General features: G+C 59.9%; 13 protein-coding genes. 6 read left to right on the top strand and 7 right to left on the bottom strand.

Going from position 1 to position 15,707, the window contains the following annotated elements:
- Positions 1 to 140 precede the first annotated feature (140 nt).
- Positions 141 to 1,310 (top strand): DUF1624 domain-containing protein, encoded by a 1,170-nt coding sequence (locus tag J5M66_RS16125; RefSeq protein WP_207808612.1) that lies wholly within the window; start codon positions 141 to 143, stop codon positions 1,308 to 1,310.
- A gap of 161 nt (positions 1,311 to 1,471) precedes the next feature.
- On the opposite strand, the gene J5M66_RS16120 is transcribed toward J5M66_RS16125, so the two are convergent.
- Positions 1,472 to 2,863 carry an aldehyde dehydrogenase family protein gene (locus tag J5M66_RS16120; protein ID WP_207808614.1) on the bottom strand — a complete coding sequence of 464 codons (1,392 nt, stop codon included), beginning with the start codon at positions 2,861 to 2,863 and terminating at the stop codon, positions 1,472 to 1,474.
- 104 nt (positions 2,864 to 2,967) lie between these two features.
- On the opposite strand from J5M66_RS16120, the gene J5M66_RS16115 reads away from it, so the two are divergent.
- On the top strand, positions 2,968 to 3,846 hold the full coding sequence (locus J5M66_RS16115; RefSeq protein ID WP_122508157.1) for a LysR family transcriptional regulator: 879 nt from the start codon (positions 2,968 to 2,970) through the stop codon (positions 3,844 to 3,846).
- 12 nt (positions 3,847 to 3,858) lie between these two features.
- Here J5M66_RS16115 and J5M66_RS16110 read toward each other — a convergent pair whose 3' ends face one another.
- From J5M66_RS16110 to J5M66_RS16100, 3 genes are all read right to left on the bottom strand, one after another.
- On the bottom strand, positions 3,859 to 4,482 hold the full coding sequence (locus J5M66_RS16110; RefSeq protein ID WP_207808616.1) for a glutathione S-transferase: 624 nt from the start codon (positions 4,480 to 4,482) through the stop codon (positions 3,859 to 3,861).
- 116 nt (positions 4,483 to 4,598) lie between these two features.
- The gene (locus tag J5M66_RS16105; protein ID WP_207808617.1) at positions 4,599 to 5,417 is read right to left on the bottom strand and encodes an alpha/beta hydrolase; all 819 of its coding nucleotides are present in this window, start codon (positions 5,415 to 5,417) and stop codon (positions 4,599 to 4,601) included.
- Positions 5,418 to 5,638: 221 nt separating this feature from the next.
- Positions 5,639 to 6,682 (bottom strand): LLM class flavin-dependent oxidoreductase, encoded by a 1,044-nt coding sequence (locus J5M66_RS16100; RefSeq protein WP_207808619.1) that lies wholly within the window; start codon positions 6,680 to 6,682, stop codon positions 5,639 to 5,641.
- A gap of 203 nt (positions 6,683 to 6,885) precedes the next feature.
- Here J5M66_RS16100 and J5M66_RS16095 point away from each other — a divergent pair, with 203 nt between their 5' ends.
- Complete coding sequence (locus tag J5M66_RS16095) at positions 6,886 to 8,832, top strand: methyl-accepting chemotaxis protein (RefSeq protein ID WP_122507937.1); 1,947 nt, start codon at positions 6,886 to 6,888, stop codon at positions 8,830 to 8,832.
- Positions 8,833 to 8,911: 79 nt separating this feature from the next.
- Here J5M66_RS16095 and J5M66_RS16090 read toward each other — a convergent pair whose 3' ends face one another.
- Positions 8,912 to 9,397, bottom strand: coding sequence for a flavin reductase family protein (locus J5M66_RS16090; protein ID WP_123442263.1), 486 nt, complete (start codon positions 9,395 to 9,397; stop codon positions 8,912 to 8,914).
- Between the two features lie 323 nt (positions 9,398 to 9,720).
- On the opposite strand from J5M66_RS16090, the gene J5M66_RS16085 reads away from it, so the two are divergent.
- Positions 9,721 to 11,127 carry a cytosine permease gene (locus tag J5M66_RS16085; protein WP_206422021.1) on the top strand — a complete coding sequence of 469 codons (1,407 nt, stop codon included), beginning with the start codon at positions 9,721 to 9,723 and terminating at the stop codon, positions 11,125 to 11,127.
- A gap of 249 nt (positions 11,128 to 11,376) precedes the next feature.
- The gene (locus J5M66_RS16080) at positions 11,377 to 12,477 is read left to right on the top strand and encodes a polyamine ABC transporter substrate-binding protein (protein ID WP_016775035.1); all 1,101 of its coding nucleotides are present in this window, start codon (positions 11,377 to 11,379) and stop codon (positions 12,475 to 12,477) included.
- Between the two features lie 124 nt (positions 12,478 to 12,601).
- On the opposite strand, the gene J5M66_RS16075 is transcribed toward J5M66_RS16080, so the two are convergent.
- Positions 12,602 to 13,576, bottom strand: coding sequence for a TerC family protein (locus J5M66_RS16075; protein WP_207808621.1), 975 nt, complete (start codon positions 13,574 to 13,576; stop codon positions 12,602 to 12,604).
- Positions 13,577 to 13,834: 258 nt separating this feature from the next.
- Entirely contained in the window at positions 13,835 to 14,623 is a 789-nt protein-coding gene (locus J5M66_RS16070) for a helix-turn-helix transcriptional regulator (protein ID WP_123442266.1), read from the bottom strand.
- 82 nt (positions 14,624 to 14,705) lie between these two features.
- Between J5M66_RS16070 and J5M66_RS16065 the strand changes: the two genes are divergently transcribed.
- Positions 14,706 to 15,704 carry a bile acid:sodium symporter family protein gene (locus tag J5M66_RS16065; protein ID WP_041480047.1) on the top strand — a complete coding sequence of 333 codons (999 nt, stop codon included), beginning with the start codon at positions 14,706 to 14,708 and terminating at the stop codon, positions 15,702 to 15,704.
- Positions 15,705 to 15,707 lie beyond the last annotated feature (3 nt).

Here is a 15,707-nt window from a genome sequence, read left to right as displayed (position 1 = left end):
TCACTATAGAAGGCTGGCGCGGATGGGCAACCTCGATGCTGCATGTTTGGGTTTTGCTTTTTTGATGTTATAAGGTAACGCAAATTTTGCGGGCGGCGTTGTGGCTGTCCGGTGTTATTCCTCTCGATTGCGAAAGACCCATGCCCCCTGTACTTCCCCGTTCTGCCCCATTGACGACTGGCCGGCTGCTGTCCATTGATGCGCTCCGAGGCCTGGTGATCCTGTTCATGCTGCTCGATCACGTGCGCGAAACCTTCCTGTTGCACCGACAGGTCTCCGATCCGATGGACATTGCCAGCACCGAACCTGCGCTGTTTTTCAGCCGCACATTGGCGCATTTGTGTGCGCCGGTGTTCGTCTTGCTGACCGGTTTGTCGGCATGGCTCTACGGCGAAAAATACGCCGGCAAAGCCGATGTCAGCGCGTTTCTGTTCAAGCGCGGATTGTTCCTGGTGGCGCTGGAATTCACTTTGGTCAACTTCGCCTGGACGTTCCAGTTGCCGCCGAGCGTGATTTACCTGCAAGTGATCTGGGCGATCGGCCTGAGCATGATTGCGCTGGCGATGCTGGTCTGGTTGCCACGTGCGCTGCTGCTGACGCTGAGCGTGGCGATCATAGCCGGGCACAACCTGCTCGACGCGGTGCATTTCCCGGTTGAGTCGGCGATGCATGTGCCTTGGGCGATTCTGCATGATCGGGGCTGGATCGAGATCAGCGACACCTTGCGCCTGCGCACCTCGTACCCGCTGCTGCCGTGGATTGGTGTAATCGGTCTGGGCTATGCGCTGGGGCCGTGGTTTGCTCGGGGCATGGACGCGGCGGTGCGTCAGCGTCGTTTGCTGATTGCCGGAGTCGGTGGATTGCTGGGATTTGTGGTGCTGCGCTTGATCAATGGCTACGGCGAAAAGCCGTGGGCGATCAGCGATTCGCTGGTGCAGACACTGATGAGCTTTTTCAACATCACCAAATACCCGCCGTCGCTGCTGTTCATCGCGCTGACTGTGAGCGTGGGGCTGTTGCTGTTGCTCGCCTTTGAGCGCGTGCAGAGTCGCCGCTGGATTGGCTGGCTGACGGTGTTCGGCTCGGCGCCGATGTTTTTCTATCTGCTGCACTTGTATGTTTTGAAGGTGTTGTACCTGATCGGTGTGGCGCTGTTTGGCCTGAATCAGGGCAACTATTTCGGCTTTTCGACGGTGACCGCGGTGTGGCTGGCGGCGGTGGTTCTTGCCGTGGTGCTGTTCCCGGCAGTGCGCTGGTTTTCGGCACTGAAAGCGCGGCGGCGGGACATCAGCTGGCTGAAGTATCTGTAAATCGAAGCAGAGCTTGTGGGAGTCGTGCCCCAAATCATCTGCGCAGCCGTGCCCCTGTGGGAGCGAGCCTGCTCGCGAAGAGGTGTGTCAGTCGATGCAGCGGTGACTGACAGGACGCTTTCGCGAGCAGGCTCGCTCCCACAGGTTTTACAGCACCCGGCTTATTTACGATCCAGCCATACGGTCTGCGCGTTGCAGAATTCCCGTACGCCAAAGTGCGACAACTCGCGACCGAAGCCGCTTTTTTTCACGCCGCCGAAGGTCACACGTGGATCGCTGGCGGAGTAACCATTGATGAACACGCCACCGGTCTCCAGTTCGCTGGTCAGTTGCTCAGCCAGCGCCACGTTGGCGGTGTAGATCGTGGCAGTCAGGCCGAAATCGCTGTCATTGGCCAAGGCCACGGCATGTGCAGCATCGCGGGCGGTGATGATCGAGGCGACCGGGCCGAACAGCTCCTGCTTGAACGAGGTCATGCGGTCGGTTACATCGGCGAGCACGGTCGGTTCGTAGAAATTGCCGGCGCCCTCGGCTTTTCGGCCGCCGAGCAGCAGCGTCGCGCCTTCCTCCAACGTGTCACGCACTTGCTGATCCAGTTCATCACGCAGATCGAAGCGCGCCATCGGCCCGATATAGGTGTCCGCATTCAGCGGATCGCCCACCTTCAACTGGCGTGTCGCTTCAACGAACTTGCGGGTGAACTCTTCGACAACACCTTCCTCGATGATCAGACGTTTGGCAGCCGCGCAGACCTGGCCGGAATTCTGATAACGACCGACCACCGCCGCGTGCACCGCCTCATCCAGATCAGCATCGTTGAGCACGATGAACGGATCGGAGCCGCCCAGTTCCAGCACGCATTTCTTCAACGCCGCACCTGCCTGAGCACCGATGGCCATGCCGGCGCGGACGCTGCCAGTCAGGGTCACAGCGGCAATGCGCGGATCGGCGATGGCGGTGGAAACGCCTTCCGGGGTGACGTTGATCACCTCAAACACGCCGTCGGGAAAACCGGCGCGGACAAACGCATCGCGCAGCAGGTAAGCGCTGCCCATCACGTTTGGCGCATGCTTGAGCACGTAAGTGTTGCCAGCGATCAACGTCGGCACCGCGCCGCGCAGCACTTGCCAGATCGGGAAATTCCACGGCATCACCGCCAGAATCGGCCCCAGCGGACGGTACTCGATACGCGCTTTTCCGCCTTCAACCTGGGTGGCTTCGGCGTCGAGCATGGCCGGGCCGTGCTCGGCGTACCACTCGCAGAGCTTGGCGCATTTCTCGATTTCGCCACGGGCCTGGGCGATCGGCTTGCCCATTTCCTGGGTGATCATGGTTGCCATCGCTTCTGAGGTTTCACGCAGCGCGCCGGCGAGGGCGGTCAAAAGACGCGAACGATCCTGCAGCGGCTTGCGCTTCCATTTGCCAAAAGCGAAGGCAGCGCGAGTCAGTGCCGCATCAAGGGCAGCGGCGGATTCAAACGCGTATTGCCCGATCTGCTCGCCGGTGGCGGGGTTGAACGAGATGGCGTGGGTCTGGCTGGAAATCTGGCTCATTGACGTTGTCCTGTAGGTTCGTCGGATGGGCCTAGAGTAGGGTGGCGTTAGTTTTCTGGAAACTGAATAATAAAGAGCGTTTCTTTCACGATTGGAGAATGATTTTGGATCTGGTGCAACTGGAAATCTTCAAGGCCGTGGCCGAGCACGGCAGCATCAGCGCTGCCGCCACGCAGATTCACCGCGTGCCGTCGAACCTGACTACGCGGATCAAACAGCTGGAGCAGGACCTCGGCGTCGATCTGTTTATCCGCGAGAAAAGCCGTCTGCGCCTGTCGCCGGCCGGGTGGAGTTTTCTCGAGTACACGCGGCGCATTCTCGATCTGGTGCAGGAAGCTCGAGCCACTGTGGCGGGTGAGGAACCCCAGGGTGCGTTCCCGTTGGGCTCGCTGGAAAGTACCGCAGCGGTACGTATTCCCGAACTGTTGGCGGCATACAACCAGCAGCACCCGAAGGTCGACCTCGACCTGTCCACCGGGCCATCGGGGACGATGATCGACGGCGTGCTGTCCGGGCGTCTCGCCGCTGCATTCGTCGACGGCCCGGTGCTGCATCCGGCCCTGGAAGGTGTGCCGGCGTTCGAGGAGGAAATGGTCATCATCGCGCCGCTCAATCATTCACCGGTCGAACGTGCGGCGGACGTGAATGGCGAGAATATCTACGCCTTCCGTTCCAACTGTTCCTACCGTCATCATTTCGAAAAATGGTTCAGCACTGACGCTGCCGTACCCGGCAAGATCTTCGAAATGGAGTCCTACCACGGCATGCTCGCCTGCGTCAGCGCTGGTGCCGGCCTGGCGCTGATGCCGCGCAAAATGCTGCAGAGCATGCCCGGCAGCGCGACGGTCAGCGTCTGGCCGCTGACCGCGGACTTCCGCTATCTGACTACGTGGCTTGTGTGGCGCCGAGGCACGGTGTCGCGCAGTCTGAGCATGTTCGTGCGTTTGCTTGAGGAGCGTGGCGTGGTGCGTGAGCAGGGCTGAACGCTCTCGGCGTTACGGCGTGCCATTGCGCCCGTACAAGCGATAACCGTCGCGCTGATTCAAACGATCGTAATAGGCGCTTACCGCCGCCAGATTCCCGTGATCAAGCGGCGTTTCGAACCAGCGATTGACCGACAGCCCGATCGAAATGTCCGCCAGGGAAAACTGCTCGCCACTGACGTAAGCGCCAGTCTTCTCCAGTTGGCGGTCGAGGATTTCCATGTTGCGCATCCAGTCCCGGCAGCCGGCGGCCAGGGCATCGCCGTCCTGATAATCCGGCGACTTGCGCACCAGCGCCATCAGCGGGTACGACCACGAGCGATTCAGCTCCGAGGCCTGCCAGTCGATCCACTGATCGACCCGCGCGCGGGCGATGGGCTCGGCCGGATACAAGTGAGCGCCGCCGTAACGCGTCGCCAGATAACGAATGATGGTGTTGGATTCCCAGAGAGTGAAATCGCCGTCCTGGATCACCGGCACCATGGCGCAGGGATTCAGCGCGAGAAACTCCGGCGTGTTTGGCGACTTGAAGCCCGAACCCCAGTCTTCGCGCTCGAACGGGATGTCCAGTTCGGCACAGGTCCACAGCACTTTGCGAACGTTGATCGATGAGGCTTTGCCGAGTAGTCGCAGCATGGGATTTACTTTTCCGGGTAGTGGACGCAGAAAAAATACCATAGCGCAAAACACAAGGCCCGCATCGCACGGGCCTTGGTTCATCAGCATCTGACTACGGCTTTTGCCGGGCGGGATTACCGGTTGAGGAACGCCAACAGATCCTCATTCAACGCCTGCGCGTGGGTCACGGCGAACCCGTGCGGCGCGCCGGCGTAAACCTTCAAATCGGCGCCTTTGATTTGCGCGGCGGCCTGCTTGCCGGTGGTTTCGAATGGCACGATCTGGTCGCCGTCGCCATGGATCACCAGAGTCGGCACATCGATCTTGGCCATGTCCGGGCGGAAGTCGGTTTCCGAGAACGCGGTCACGCAGTCGACGGTGCCCTTGAGCGACGCCAGCAGCGCGATGTTCAGGGTTTGCGTGAGCACGCCGTCGGAGACTTTCTGGCCCTGATTGGTGCCGTAGAACGGCGCGTTGAAATCAGCGATGAATTGCGCACGATCCTTCAGCAGGCCGGCCTTGATGCCGTCGAACACCGATTTGTCGACGCCCTCGGCGAAGTCGGCCTTCTTGCCGAACAGCGGCGTCACCGCACCGAGCAATACCAGGCCGGCAACACGCTCGCTGCCGTGGCGGGCGATGTAGCGGCTGACGTCGCCGCCACCCATGGAGAAGCCGACCAGGGTCACGTCGCGCAGGTCCAGATGGTTGATCAGGCCAGCGATGTCATCGGCGAAAGTGTCGTAATCGTAGCCGGTCCATGGTTGATCGGAGCGACCGAAACCACGTCGGTCGAAGGCGATGGTGCGATAGCCGCGACTGCTCAGGTATTCCATCTGGTATTCCCACATGTCGGCATCCAGCGGCCAGCCGTGGCTGAACAGCACGGGCTTGCCGCTGCCCCAGTCCTTGTAATAGATCTCGGTGCCGTCTTGGGTCTTGAAGGTGCTCATGCAAACTCCTTGTGATCGTGTGTGGCAAGAATAGATGCCGAATGGGCAACGGCCACTATCCGCGCAAAGTGCGAAAGGCACTTGTACGCAAGTGCTGGTTTGGCAGTAGGAAAGAGTCGTACGTTGCGCGATGAGTATTTCACTTCGACATTACAGAATTGAAAAAGGGCGAGCTCTGGTCGGAGTCGCCCTTTTTTCAATGCTGAGAGATGGACAGGCTTCTAGCGAAACGCCGGCACCACATGCTTGATAAACAACTCCAGCGACTTCTTCTTCTCTTCATGCGGGAGACTGTTGTCGCACCAGAAACTAAACTCATCCACCCCCAGTTCCTTGTAGTACCTGATCCGCGGAATGATCTCTTCCGGCGTGCCGATCATCGCGGTCTTGTGCAGGCTCTCCAGCTCAAACTCCGGACGTCCGGCAAACTTCTCTTCCGGGCTTGGCGCAAGGAAGCCGTTGACCGGGGTTTGCTTGTTGCCGAACCAGGCATCGAAAGTGCGGTAAAAACGTGAGATGGCTTTCGCGCCAACTTGCCAGCCGTCCGGGTTATCAGCGGTGTGCACGTGGGTGTGGCGCAGCACCATCAATTGTGGGCGCGGTACGTCTGGGTTGTTGTCCAGTGCGGTCTGGAATTTGTTCTTCAGGTCGAGGACTTCTTCGTCGCCTTTCATCAATGGCGTGACCATCACGTTGCAGCCGTTGGCCACGGCGAAGTTGTGCGAATCCGGGTCGCGGGCGGCGATCCACATGGGTGGGTTGGGCTTCTGGATCGGCTTCGGCACGCTGGTCGAGGTGGGGAATTTCCAGATGTCACCGTCGTGGGCGTAGTCGCCTTGCCACAGGGCGCGGACCACCGGGACCATTTCGCGCAGGGCCTGGCCGCCGCTGGAGGCGGGCATGCCGCCGGCCATGCGGTCGAATTCAACTTGATAGGCGCCGCGCGCCAGACCGACTTCCATGCGGCCGTTGCTGATTACGTCGAGCAGGGCGCATTCGCCGGCGACGCGTAGCGGGTGCCAGAACGGCGCGATGATGGTGCCGGCGCCGAGGTGGATGGTGGTGGTTTTCGCTGCGAGGTAGGCCAGCAACGGCATCGGGCTTGGGGAGATGGTGTATTCCATGGCGTGGTGTTCGCCAATCCACACGGTGCTGAAACCGCCAGCCTCGGCCATCAGGGTCAGTTCGGTCAGGTCTTCGAACAGTTGGCGGTGGCTGACGCTTTCGTCCCAGCGTTCCATGTGTACGAACAGGGAAAATTTCATGACGCTACCTCGAGTCTTTTGTAATTGGCCGGTCGTATGCGGGCCTGTCGAACTGACGTGAACGCTGCGCGCTCGCGAGTCTTCTCACCATTCAAGCACGCCTTCGAGGACGGCTGTTCGGTTGATTGAATATTGGTATACCATAATACGGAATATCCGCAAAATATTTCTGACCGACACTTCGAACAAGGAAGGCGCAAGCAATGAACATAAAACAAAAACTGACTCTGGCGTTTGCGGTAATCGCCAGCCTGCCGGTGTTGCTGGTGGCAGCGCTGATCATCCTCAATGTCCGCGAGGGCGCGCGCGACACCTTTACCGACAGCACCGGGCGCGAGGTGCGTCAGGTGGAAAACGCGATGCAGCTGTTTTTCGAGGGCATCAGCCAAAACGTTGCCTATCTGGCCGAGCATCCGCAACTGCAGAGCATCGACACCAGCCTTAAACGCTACCTGAGCAGCGACGCTGCGCAAGTGCCGATGGGGCCGCAGGATCAACAGCTGTTCAAACTGTTCGACGGTCTGGCTAAGGCGCATCCGGCCTACACCTATCTATCTGTCGGCACCGAGCAGGGCGGTTATCTGTTCTGGCCGGGCGATGCGAAGTTGGCGAACTACGATCCGCGCACCCGGCCCTGGTACAAAACCGCGATGGCCAACCCCGGCAAAACCTTGCGCACCGAGGCCTATTACTGGGCGGCGGATGACGTGGTGCTGGTGAGCACCGTACGCAGTTTCAACAACCAGTTGGGCAGTAATGCCGGTGTGGTCAACATCGATGTGTCGCTCAAGCAATTGACCGATCTGGTCAAGCAGATCCGCCTCGGTGAGAGCGGTTATCTGATGTTGATGGAAGCCAACAACACCGTGCTGGTCGACCCGAGCGATCCGGCGCACAACTTCAAGAAACTCAGCGATCTCGGCGACGGTTATCAGCAACTGGCCGAGGCGGGCAAAGGCCTGGTCGAGGTGCAATTGGCTGGCGAGGATTACATGGCGCTAGTCTGGCCTTCGCAGGCGTTGGGCTGGCGGTTCGTCGGCTTGGTCAAGGCGAGCGAAGTGATGGCGGGGGCGACGCGTTTGACCTGGCTGATCGGCGCGATCGCTGTGGTTTGCGCACTGTTGTTTGCAATGGCCGGCGCGTGGTTTGCCGGGTTGATGGTCAAGCCGATTCGTGGTGTCGCCAGCGGACTCGAAGGCATTGCCCAGGGCGAGGGCGATCTGACTGCGCGACTGGAAGTACGCGGGCAGGATGAAACCGCGCAACTGGCGGGCTGGTTCAACCAGTTTCTTGAAGCGATTCGTACGTTGATTCAGCGCATCGGCCAGGCAGCGGGGCAGATTCACAGCAGCTCTGGCAGCGCCACCGAAGTCTCGGCGGAAATGGCCGACGTCGCTTCGCGTCAGCGTGAGGCGGTGGACATGGTGTCTACGGCGTTTCACGAAATGGTCGCCACTTCCAACGAGGTTGCGCGCTCGTGCAGTCAGGCGGCCGACTCGGCAGACAACGGTCAGCGTCAGGCTCACACCGGGCAGCAGCAGATCGACGCGGCGGTGAGTAACGTCGGGCGCTTGAGTCAGGAGATCGGCCATAGCGCCGAGTCGATGCAGCAACTGGAGCAGGACAGCAACGACATCCAGTCGATCCTCGGCACGATTCGCTCGATTGCCGAGCAGACCAATCTGCTCGCGCTCAACGCCGCCATCGAGGCCGCGCGCGCCGGTGAACAGGGCAGGGGCTTTGCCGTGGTCGCCGATGAAGTTCGCGCGCTGGCCAAACGCACCTCGGATTCCACCGGTGAGATTGACGCACTGCTGGGCAATCTGGCGCGGCGCACCCACCAGATGGGCAAGCAGATGCACGCCAGCCTTGAGGTGTCGCAGGAAACCGTGGTGTCGATCAACGAGGCGCGGGCGAGTTTTGAATTGATCCGTGAATCGGTTGACGTGATCCGCGACATGAACACGCAGATCGCCACGGCGGCGGAGGAACAGCATCAAGTGGCGGAAGACATCAATCGGCACATCAGCCAGATTCATGGTGATGCGCAGTTGGTGGCGAGCCTGGCGGATTCAACTCGCCAGGATGCGCAGAACCTGACGGCGTTGTCGCAGACGTTGAATCAGTTGGTGAGCCGGTTTAGGACCTGACACGGTCGCCCAGGCAACACCAAGACCTGTGGGAGCGAGCAGGCTCGCTCCCACATGGGATATCCGAGATCTGGTGAAATCACGCCACAACCGGCAACGCACCCATCTTGCCGTGGCAATACACCAGCGGTCCGGCGACTTGCTCGGGGACGATCAGGTTCTTCACCGCGCCGACCATGATCGCGTGGTCGCCACCTTCGTATTCACGCCACAACTCGCACTCGATCACCGCCGTCGCATTGGCGAGGATCGGGTTGCCCAGTTCGCTCAACGTCCACTCGATGCCCTGCGCCTTGTCCTTGCCTTTGCGCGCGAAGGCATAGGCCTCGCTTTGCTGCACGCTGGACAACAGGTGAATCGCAAAGTGTTTGTTCTTGATCAGCACGGGATAGGAGTCGGAGCTGTAGTTGGGGCAGAACAGAACCAGCGCCGGGTCCATCGACAGCGAGCTGAACGCGCTGGCGGTCAGGCCGACGATCTGACCGTCGTCGTCCAGCGTGGTGATGACGGTGACGCCGGACGGGAACGAGCCCATGACTTGTTTGTAAATGGCAGCATCGATCATTGGGTGGTCCTCGGGTGGTGTGACGCGGTTTTAATGGTTTGTAGGTCTGATGGTATACCGTAATACATATCTTGCAAGAGCTTTTCTGGTGAACCGATAAACGTGCCACTTTCGTCGGAAACTCAGTGTTTACGGGGCTTTCAGCTAGCCGGTCAGGGGTGGGATCAGCGAGGATAGCGGATCAGACAGCGACAGAATCAGCGGATCAGGCTTGTGCAAAGTTTGGAATACCATAATATGGTCTGCATCTGAGGGGCGACCCAAGAGTCCTCCCGGTTTGGCTTCATACAAAGATAAAAACAGACAAACTCGAGTTCATGCATATGTCCCAGATGTCCCGGCAAGATCCGTTGATCGAGAATCATACGGTCGATTACGTCCCACTCGCGGAACGCCACGGGAAGGCCCGCGATCTGTTCACTCTTTGGTTCAGCACCAACATTGCGCCACTGCCCATTGTCACCGGCGCCATGGTGGTTCAGGTGTTCCACCTCAATCTGTTCTGGGGGCTGCTGGCGATTGCGCTGGGGCATATGATCGGCGGCGTGGTGATTGCGCTGGCCTCGGCGCAGGGTCCGCGCATGGGCATTCCGCAAATGGTCCAGAGTCGCGGTCAGTTCGGTCGTTATGGCGCACTGCTGATCGTGTTCTTCGCGGCTCTCATCTACATCGGTTTCTTCATTTCCAACATCGTGCTAGCCGGCAAATCCATCGTCGGCATTGCGCCCTCGGTGCCAGCGCCGCTGAGCATTCTGATCGGCGCGCTGGCCGCCACGGCGATCGGTGTGATCGGCTACAACTTCATCCACACCCTCAACCGCATCGGCACCTGGGTGATGGGCGGCGCGTTGCTCGCCGGATTCATCTACATTTTCGCCCATGACTTGCCGGCAGACTTCCTGACGCGCGGCAGTTTCAACCTCTCCGGCTGGCTGGCGACGGTGTCGCTGGGGATCATCTGGCAGATAAGCTTCTCGCCATACGTCTCCGACTATTCGCGGTATCTGCCAGCAGACATCGGCATTGCCAAACCGTTTTGGGCGACTTACATGGGCGCAACGCTGGGCACGATTCTGTCGTTCAGTTTTGGCGCGGTGGCGGTACTGGCGACGCCGGAAGGCACTGAAGCGATGGCAGCGGTCAAGCAGTCCACTGGTTGGCTGGGGCCGATACTGATGGTGCTGTTTCTGCTCAACATCATCAGCCACAACGCGCTCAATCTGTATGGCGCGGTGTTGTCGATCATCACCTCGATTCAGACGTTTGCCAGCCAGTGGACGCCGAGCATCAAGGTGCGCGTGGTGCTGTCGAGCGTGATCCTGGCGGGATGCTGTGTGGTCGCCCTCGGTGCTTCGGCGGATTTCATTTCCGAATTCATCGGGCTGATTCTGGCGCTGTTACTGGTGCTGGTGCCGTGGGCGTCGATCAACCTGATCGACTTCTACCTGATCAAGCGCGGCAACTACGACATTGCCTCGATCTTCCGCGCCGACGGTGGCATCTACGGGCGCTTCAACCTGCACGCGATCATTGCCTACTTCATCGGCATCATCGTGCAGTTGCCGTTTGCCAACACCTCGCTGTACGTGGGGCCATACGCCAATCTGGTGGAAGGTGCCGACCTGTCGTGGCTGGTTGGCCTGGTGGTCACCGTGCCGCTGTATTACTGCCTGGCAACTCGCGGTCAGGCGCAGCAGAGCAGGGCGGCCAGACTCGGCTATACCGACTGATCCCAACGGCAACACAGCAATGCCCGGCCCAGCGCCGGGCATTTTTGTTTGCGTATTTCAGCGGTCACGGAAAATGGCCATATCGATCCCCTTTTGGCCTGCCGCCTACTGTCATCGCGCTACGCTGTCAGCAAGAATCGAAACCATAACAACAGGCTCGACCTTTTTTGCCCTTGGCTATCGTTACAGCCACTGCCGTGTACAGAACATAAAAACCATCGATCTCACGTCGCATTCGGGGAAACAACCATGGTCACGATCAAACGCATTCTGGGCGCCACCGTGTGTGGCCTGACGCTGCTGGCCAGCGCCGTCCAGGCCGAGCAGCGCGAACTGCGGGTGTACAACTGGGCGGATTACATCCTGCCGTCAGTGCCCAAGGACTTCGCCGAGCAAAGCAAGATCAAAGTGACCTGGGACACCTTTGACACCAACGAATCCCTGGAAGCCAAACTGCTCACCGGCAACTCCGGTTACGACCTGGTGGTGCCGTCCAACCAGTTCATCGAAACCCAGATCAAGGCCGGCGTGTTCCAGAAACTCGACAAGTCGAAATTGCCGAACTGGCAGCACCAGGATCCGGCGTTGCTCAAGTTGCTCGACGCCAACGACCCCGGCAACCAGTACGGCGTGCCGTACATGTATGGCACCGTGCTGATCGGCTTCAACCCGGCCAAGGTCAAGGCTGCCCTGGGCGACAACGCGCCGGTGGACAGTTGGGATCTGGTGTTCAAGCCCGAGAACATGGAAAAGCTCAAGGCCTGCGGCGTGGCGATGCTCGATTCGCCGTCGGAAATTCTGCCGCTGGCCCTGCATTACCTCGGCCTCGACCCGAACAGCCAGAATCCGGCGGATTATGAAAAGGCCAAGGCCTTGATGATGAAGATTCGGCCGTACGTGACGTACTTCAACTCGGCCAAGTACATGACTGACATCGCCAACGGCGACATCTGTGTGGCGATCGGTTATTCCGGCAGCTTCTACCAGTTCGGCAATCGCGCCAAAGAGGCGGGCAACGGCGTGGTGGTCGACTGGCGTTTGCCGAAGGAGGGCGCGCCGATCTGGTTCGACACCTTCGCCATTCCGAAGAGCGCTAAGAACGTCGCCGAGGCCCACGAATTCCTCAACCACTTGCTCGACCCGAAAGTGATCGCCCCGATCAGCGATTTCCTCGGTTACCCGAATGCCAACAAGGACTCGATGCCGCTGGTCAACAAGGACATCACCGACAACCCCAACCTGACCCCGACCAGCGAAGCGCTGAAAACCCTGTACGTGGTGCAACCGTTGCCGCAGAAAATGGAGCGGGTGCGCACGCGGGTGTGGACCAGTATCAAATCCGATAAATAAGAGCACCGCACTTCAAATGTGGGAGCGAGCCTGCTCGCGAAAGCAGGGTGTCATTCAACTCCTATGTTGAATGATCCGGCGTATTCGCGAGCAGGCTCGCTCCCACAGGTGGGGGTGGGTTGTGTCATTCGGTGCGGTGTTCAGCCTCGCGGCTGGTCACCAGGCTCAACAGCACCGACCCGAGAATCACCGTCCCGACGATTGCCAGCGACCACTCCACCGGCATGTGGAACCACGGCATCAGCACCATCTTGCCGCCGATGAACACCAGCACGATCGCCAGCCCGTATTTGAGCAGGTGAAAACGGTCAGCCATGTCCGCCAGCAGGAAGTACAGCGCGCGCAGGCCCATGATTGCGAAGATGTTCGAGGTGAAAACAATGAACGGGTCGGTGGTCACGGCGAAGATCGCCGGAATGCTGTCGACGGCGAACATCAGGTCGCTGGCCTCGATCAGCACCAGCACGAGGAACATCGGTGTTGCCCAGCGCACGCCGTTCTGCAGGATGAAAAACTTCTCGCCATGAAAGCCACTGGTGATGCGCATATGCCCGCGCACCCAACGCAATAACGGATTTTTTTCCAGATCCGGTTGATGATCAGCGAACACCAGCATCTTGATCCCGGTGATGATTAGGAATACACCGAAGGCATACAGCAGCCATTCGAACTGCGACACCAGCCACACCCCGGCAAAAATCATGATCGCGCGCATGACGATCGCGCCGAGCACGCCGTACAGCAGCACTCGTCGCTGCAATTCCGGTGGCACGGCGAAGTAGCTGAAGATCATCACGAAGACGAACATGTTGTCGATCGACAGCGACTGCTCGATCAGATAGCCGGTGAGAAATTCCAGGGTTTTCTGTCTGGCGATCTCACCGCCGAATTCACCGTGCAGATACCACCAGAGCAATCCGGCGAAGCTCAGCGCCAACAGGCACCAGGCAATCACCCAGGCCGACGCTTCCCGCACCGACACCCGGTGCGCCTTGCGCCCGCCGAAGACAAACAAGTCCAGGGCCAGCATGGCCAGAACGAAGACGATGAAGGCGCCCCACATCCAGGGTTCGCCGATATTGATGTTCGTGGCAGGCATGGCACGCTCCCGGTCTCGTTACTTGCAGTGTTATCGCTGATTCAACGGCAAGCGCATCCCCTGTGGGAGCGAGCCTGCTCGCGAATGCGATGGAACAGTGAAGTTGAGGTTGCTGACCCACCGCGTTCGCGAGCAGGCTCGCTCCCACAGGGATCATCTTCTCTTCTCGATCAAAGTCAGACGGGGCCATGCTAGCGACGGATCTGGAGCAAAGAAAAATCGTTTATTTCTGACTGACAGTTCGGCAAAAACGAAGTGTCAGCGGAAAAACTCCCCCGGCGTCTCGCCAAACTGCTGACGAAACGCGGCGATAAATGCCGAGGTCGAGTCGTATCCACAAGCCAGCGCAACATCCGTCACACGCTCGCCTTTTTCCAGCGGGGTCAGGGCGCCGAGCAGGCGCAGGCGCTGGCGCCAAGCGCGGAAGGTCAGGCCGGTGTCGCGCAAAAACAGGCGCGTCAGAGTCTTTTCGGTGACGCCGAATTTTTCGCCCCAGTGGCTCAGCGTGGTCTGCTGTTCCGGGTGTTGCTCCAGGCTCTGATAGATCTGCTTCAGGCGCGGGTCTTGCGGCAGCGGCAGCATCAAGTCGATGGTCGGCGCGTCGGCCAATTGATCAAGGATCACCTGGGCCAAGCGTCCGTCAGGGCCGCTTTCGTCGTATTCCACTGGCACCTGACTGAAGGCGCGAATCAACTCCCTGAGCAAATCGCTGACGCCGAGCACATGGCAATGTTCAGCCGCCCAACCGGTGACGCTGCTGTCGATGTACAGGCTGCGCATTTCCGTATGCGGTGCGCTGAACACCCGGTGCGGCACGCCGGCCGGAATCCACACCGCACGCTCCGGCGGCGCGACGAATCGGCCGGCGCTGGTCTGCACTTCGAGCACGCCCTGAATCGCGTAGGACAACTGCACCCACGGATGACTGTGGCGGCGGGTGAGGGCGCGATTGGGCAGCGATTCGGTGCGTCCGTACACGGGGCGCGGCAGGCTGGGCAACCCGGGAACACTTCGGCGAACGCTTTTGGCATGTCCTTTAGGCGGCATCTTGCGGCTCTTCGGCGTTAGTCGGTAATTGCCCGTCACGTTAGAGTCGTCGGCACGCACTGGCAACCCCCGGATGAATCTCATGACGCGCCCACGTTTTCTGCCCGATAACTTCACGCTGACCTTGATCGGCGTCGTCCTGCTGGCCAGCTTCCTGCCGGCCAGCGGCCAGGTCGCGGTCGGCTTCGGCTGGCTGACCAACATCGCCATCGCCCTGCTGTTTTTCCTGCACGGCGCCAAGCTGTCGCGCGAATCGATCATCGCCGGCGCCGGCCACTGGCGTCTGCATCTGCTGGTGTTCGGCCTGACCTTCGTACTGTTCCCGATTCTCGGCCTGGCGCTGAAACCGCTGTTGTCACCGCTGATCGGTGATCAGCTGTACATGGGCATGCTCTACCTCTGCGCGTTGCCCGCCACCGTGCAGTCGGCGATCGCGTTCACTTCGCTGGCGCGAGGCAATATTCCGGCGGCGATCTGCAGTGCGGCGGCGTCCAGCCTGTTCGGGATTTTCCTCACGCCGCTGCTGGTGACGCTGCTGCTCAACGTCCACGGCGACGGCGGCTCGACCCTCGATGCCATCGTCAAGATCAGTGTGCAATTGCTCCTGCCATTCATTGCCGGGCAGATCGCCCGCCGCTGGATCGGCGCGTGGGTAGGGCGCAACAAGAACTGGCTGAAATTCGTCGATCAGGGCTCGATTCTGCTGGTGGTGTACGGCGCATTCAGCGAGGCGGTCAACGAAGGCATCTGGCAGCAGATTCCGTTGTTCGAGTTGCTCGGCCTGGTGGTGGTCTGCTGCATCCTGCTGACGTTGGTTCTGGTGGCATCAATTCTGTTGAGCAAAGCGTTCGGCTTCAATCAGGAAGACCGCATCACCATTCTGTTCTGCGGTTCGAAAAAGAGCCTGGCGACCGGCGTGCCGATGGCGCAGGTGTTGTTCGCCGGCAGCACCATCGGCGTGCTGATTCTGCCGCTGATGCTGTTCCACCAGATTCAGCTGATGGTCTGCGCGGTATTGGCCCAGCGCTATGCGAAACGACCGGAGTCGGTGCCGGATCTGATGGCGCAGGTTGATCCGTAAAAG

This window comes from Pseudomonas sp. 67(2021) (genome assembly GCF_017491835.1).
GTDB classification, from domain to species: Bacteria; Pseudomonadota; Gammaproteobacteria; order Pseudomonadales; family Pseudomonadaceae; genus Aquipseudomonas; species Aquipseudomonas atacamensis.
The sequence above is the reverse complement of the archived record's forward strand: the minus strand, read 5'-3'. Positions and strand labels throughout refer to the sequence as shown.

What these genes read in the sequence shown, in the direction of transcription:
- J5M66_RS16125 (WP_207808612.1), top strand. Translation starts at nt 141, where the DNA reads ATGCCCCCTGTACTTCCCCGTTCTGCCCCATTGACGACTGGCCGGCTG.
- J5M66_RS16120 (WP_207808614.1), bottom strand. Translation starts at nt 2,863, where the DNA reads ATGAGCCAGATTTCCAGCCAGACCCACGCCATCTCGTTCAACCCCGCC.
- J5M66_RS16110 (WP_207808616.1), bottom strand. Translation starts at nt 4,482, where the DNA reads ATGCTGCGACTACTCGGCAAAGCCTCATCGATCAACGTTCGCAAAGTG.
- J5M66_RS16105 (WP_207808617.1), bottom strand. Translation starts at nt 5,417, where the DNA reads ATGAGCACCTTCAAGACCCAAGACGGCACCGAGATCTATTACAAGGAC.
- J5M66_RS16100 (WP_207808619.1), bottom strand. Translation starts at nt 6,682, where the DNA reads ATGAAATTTTCCCTGTTCGTACACATGGAACGCTGGGACGAAAGCGTC.
- J5M66_RS16095 (WP_122507937.1), top strand. Translation starts at nt 6,886, where the DNA reads ATGAACATAAAACAAAAACTGACTCTGGCGTTTGCGGTAATCGCCAGC.
- J5M66_RS16090 (WP_123442263.1), bottom strand. Translation starts at nt 9,397, where the DNA reads ATGATCGATGCTGCCATTTACAAACAAGTCATGGGCTCGTTCCCGTCC.
- J5M66_RS16085 (WP_206422021.1), top strand. Translation starts at nt 9,721, where the DNA reads ATGTCCCAGATGTCCCGGCAAGATCCGTTGATCGAGAATCATACGGTC.
- J5M66_RS16080 (WP_016775035.1), top strand. Translation starts at nt 11,377, where the DNA reads ATGGTCACGATCAAACGCATTCTGGGCGCCACCGTGTGTGGCCTGACG.
- J5M66_RS16075 (WP_207808621.1), bottom strand. Translation starts at nt 13,576, where the DNA reads ATGCCTGCCACGAACATCAATATCGGCGAACCCTGGATGTGGGGCGCC.
- J5M66_RS16070 (WP_123442266.1), bottom strand. Translation starts at nt 14,623, where the DNA reads ATGCCGCCTAAAGGACATGCCAAAAGCGTTCGCCGAAGTGTTCCCGGG.
- J5M66_RS16065 (WP_041480047.1), top strand. Translation starts at nt 14,706, where the DNA reads ATGACGCGCCCACGTTTTCTGCCCGATAACTTCACGCTGACCTTGATC.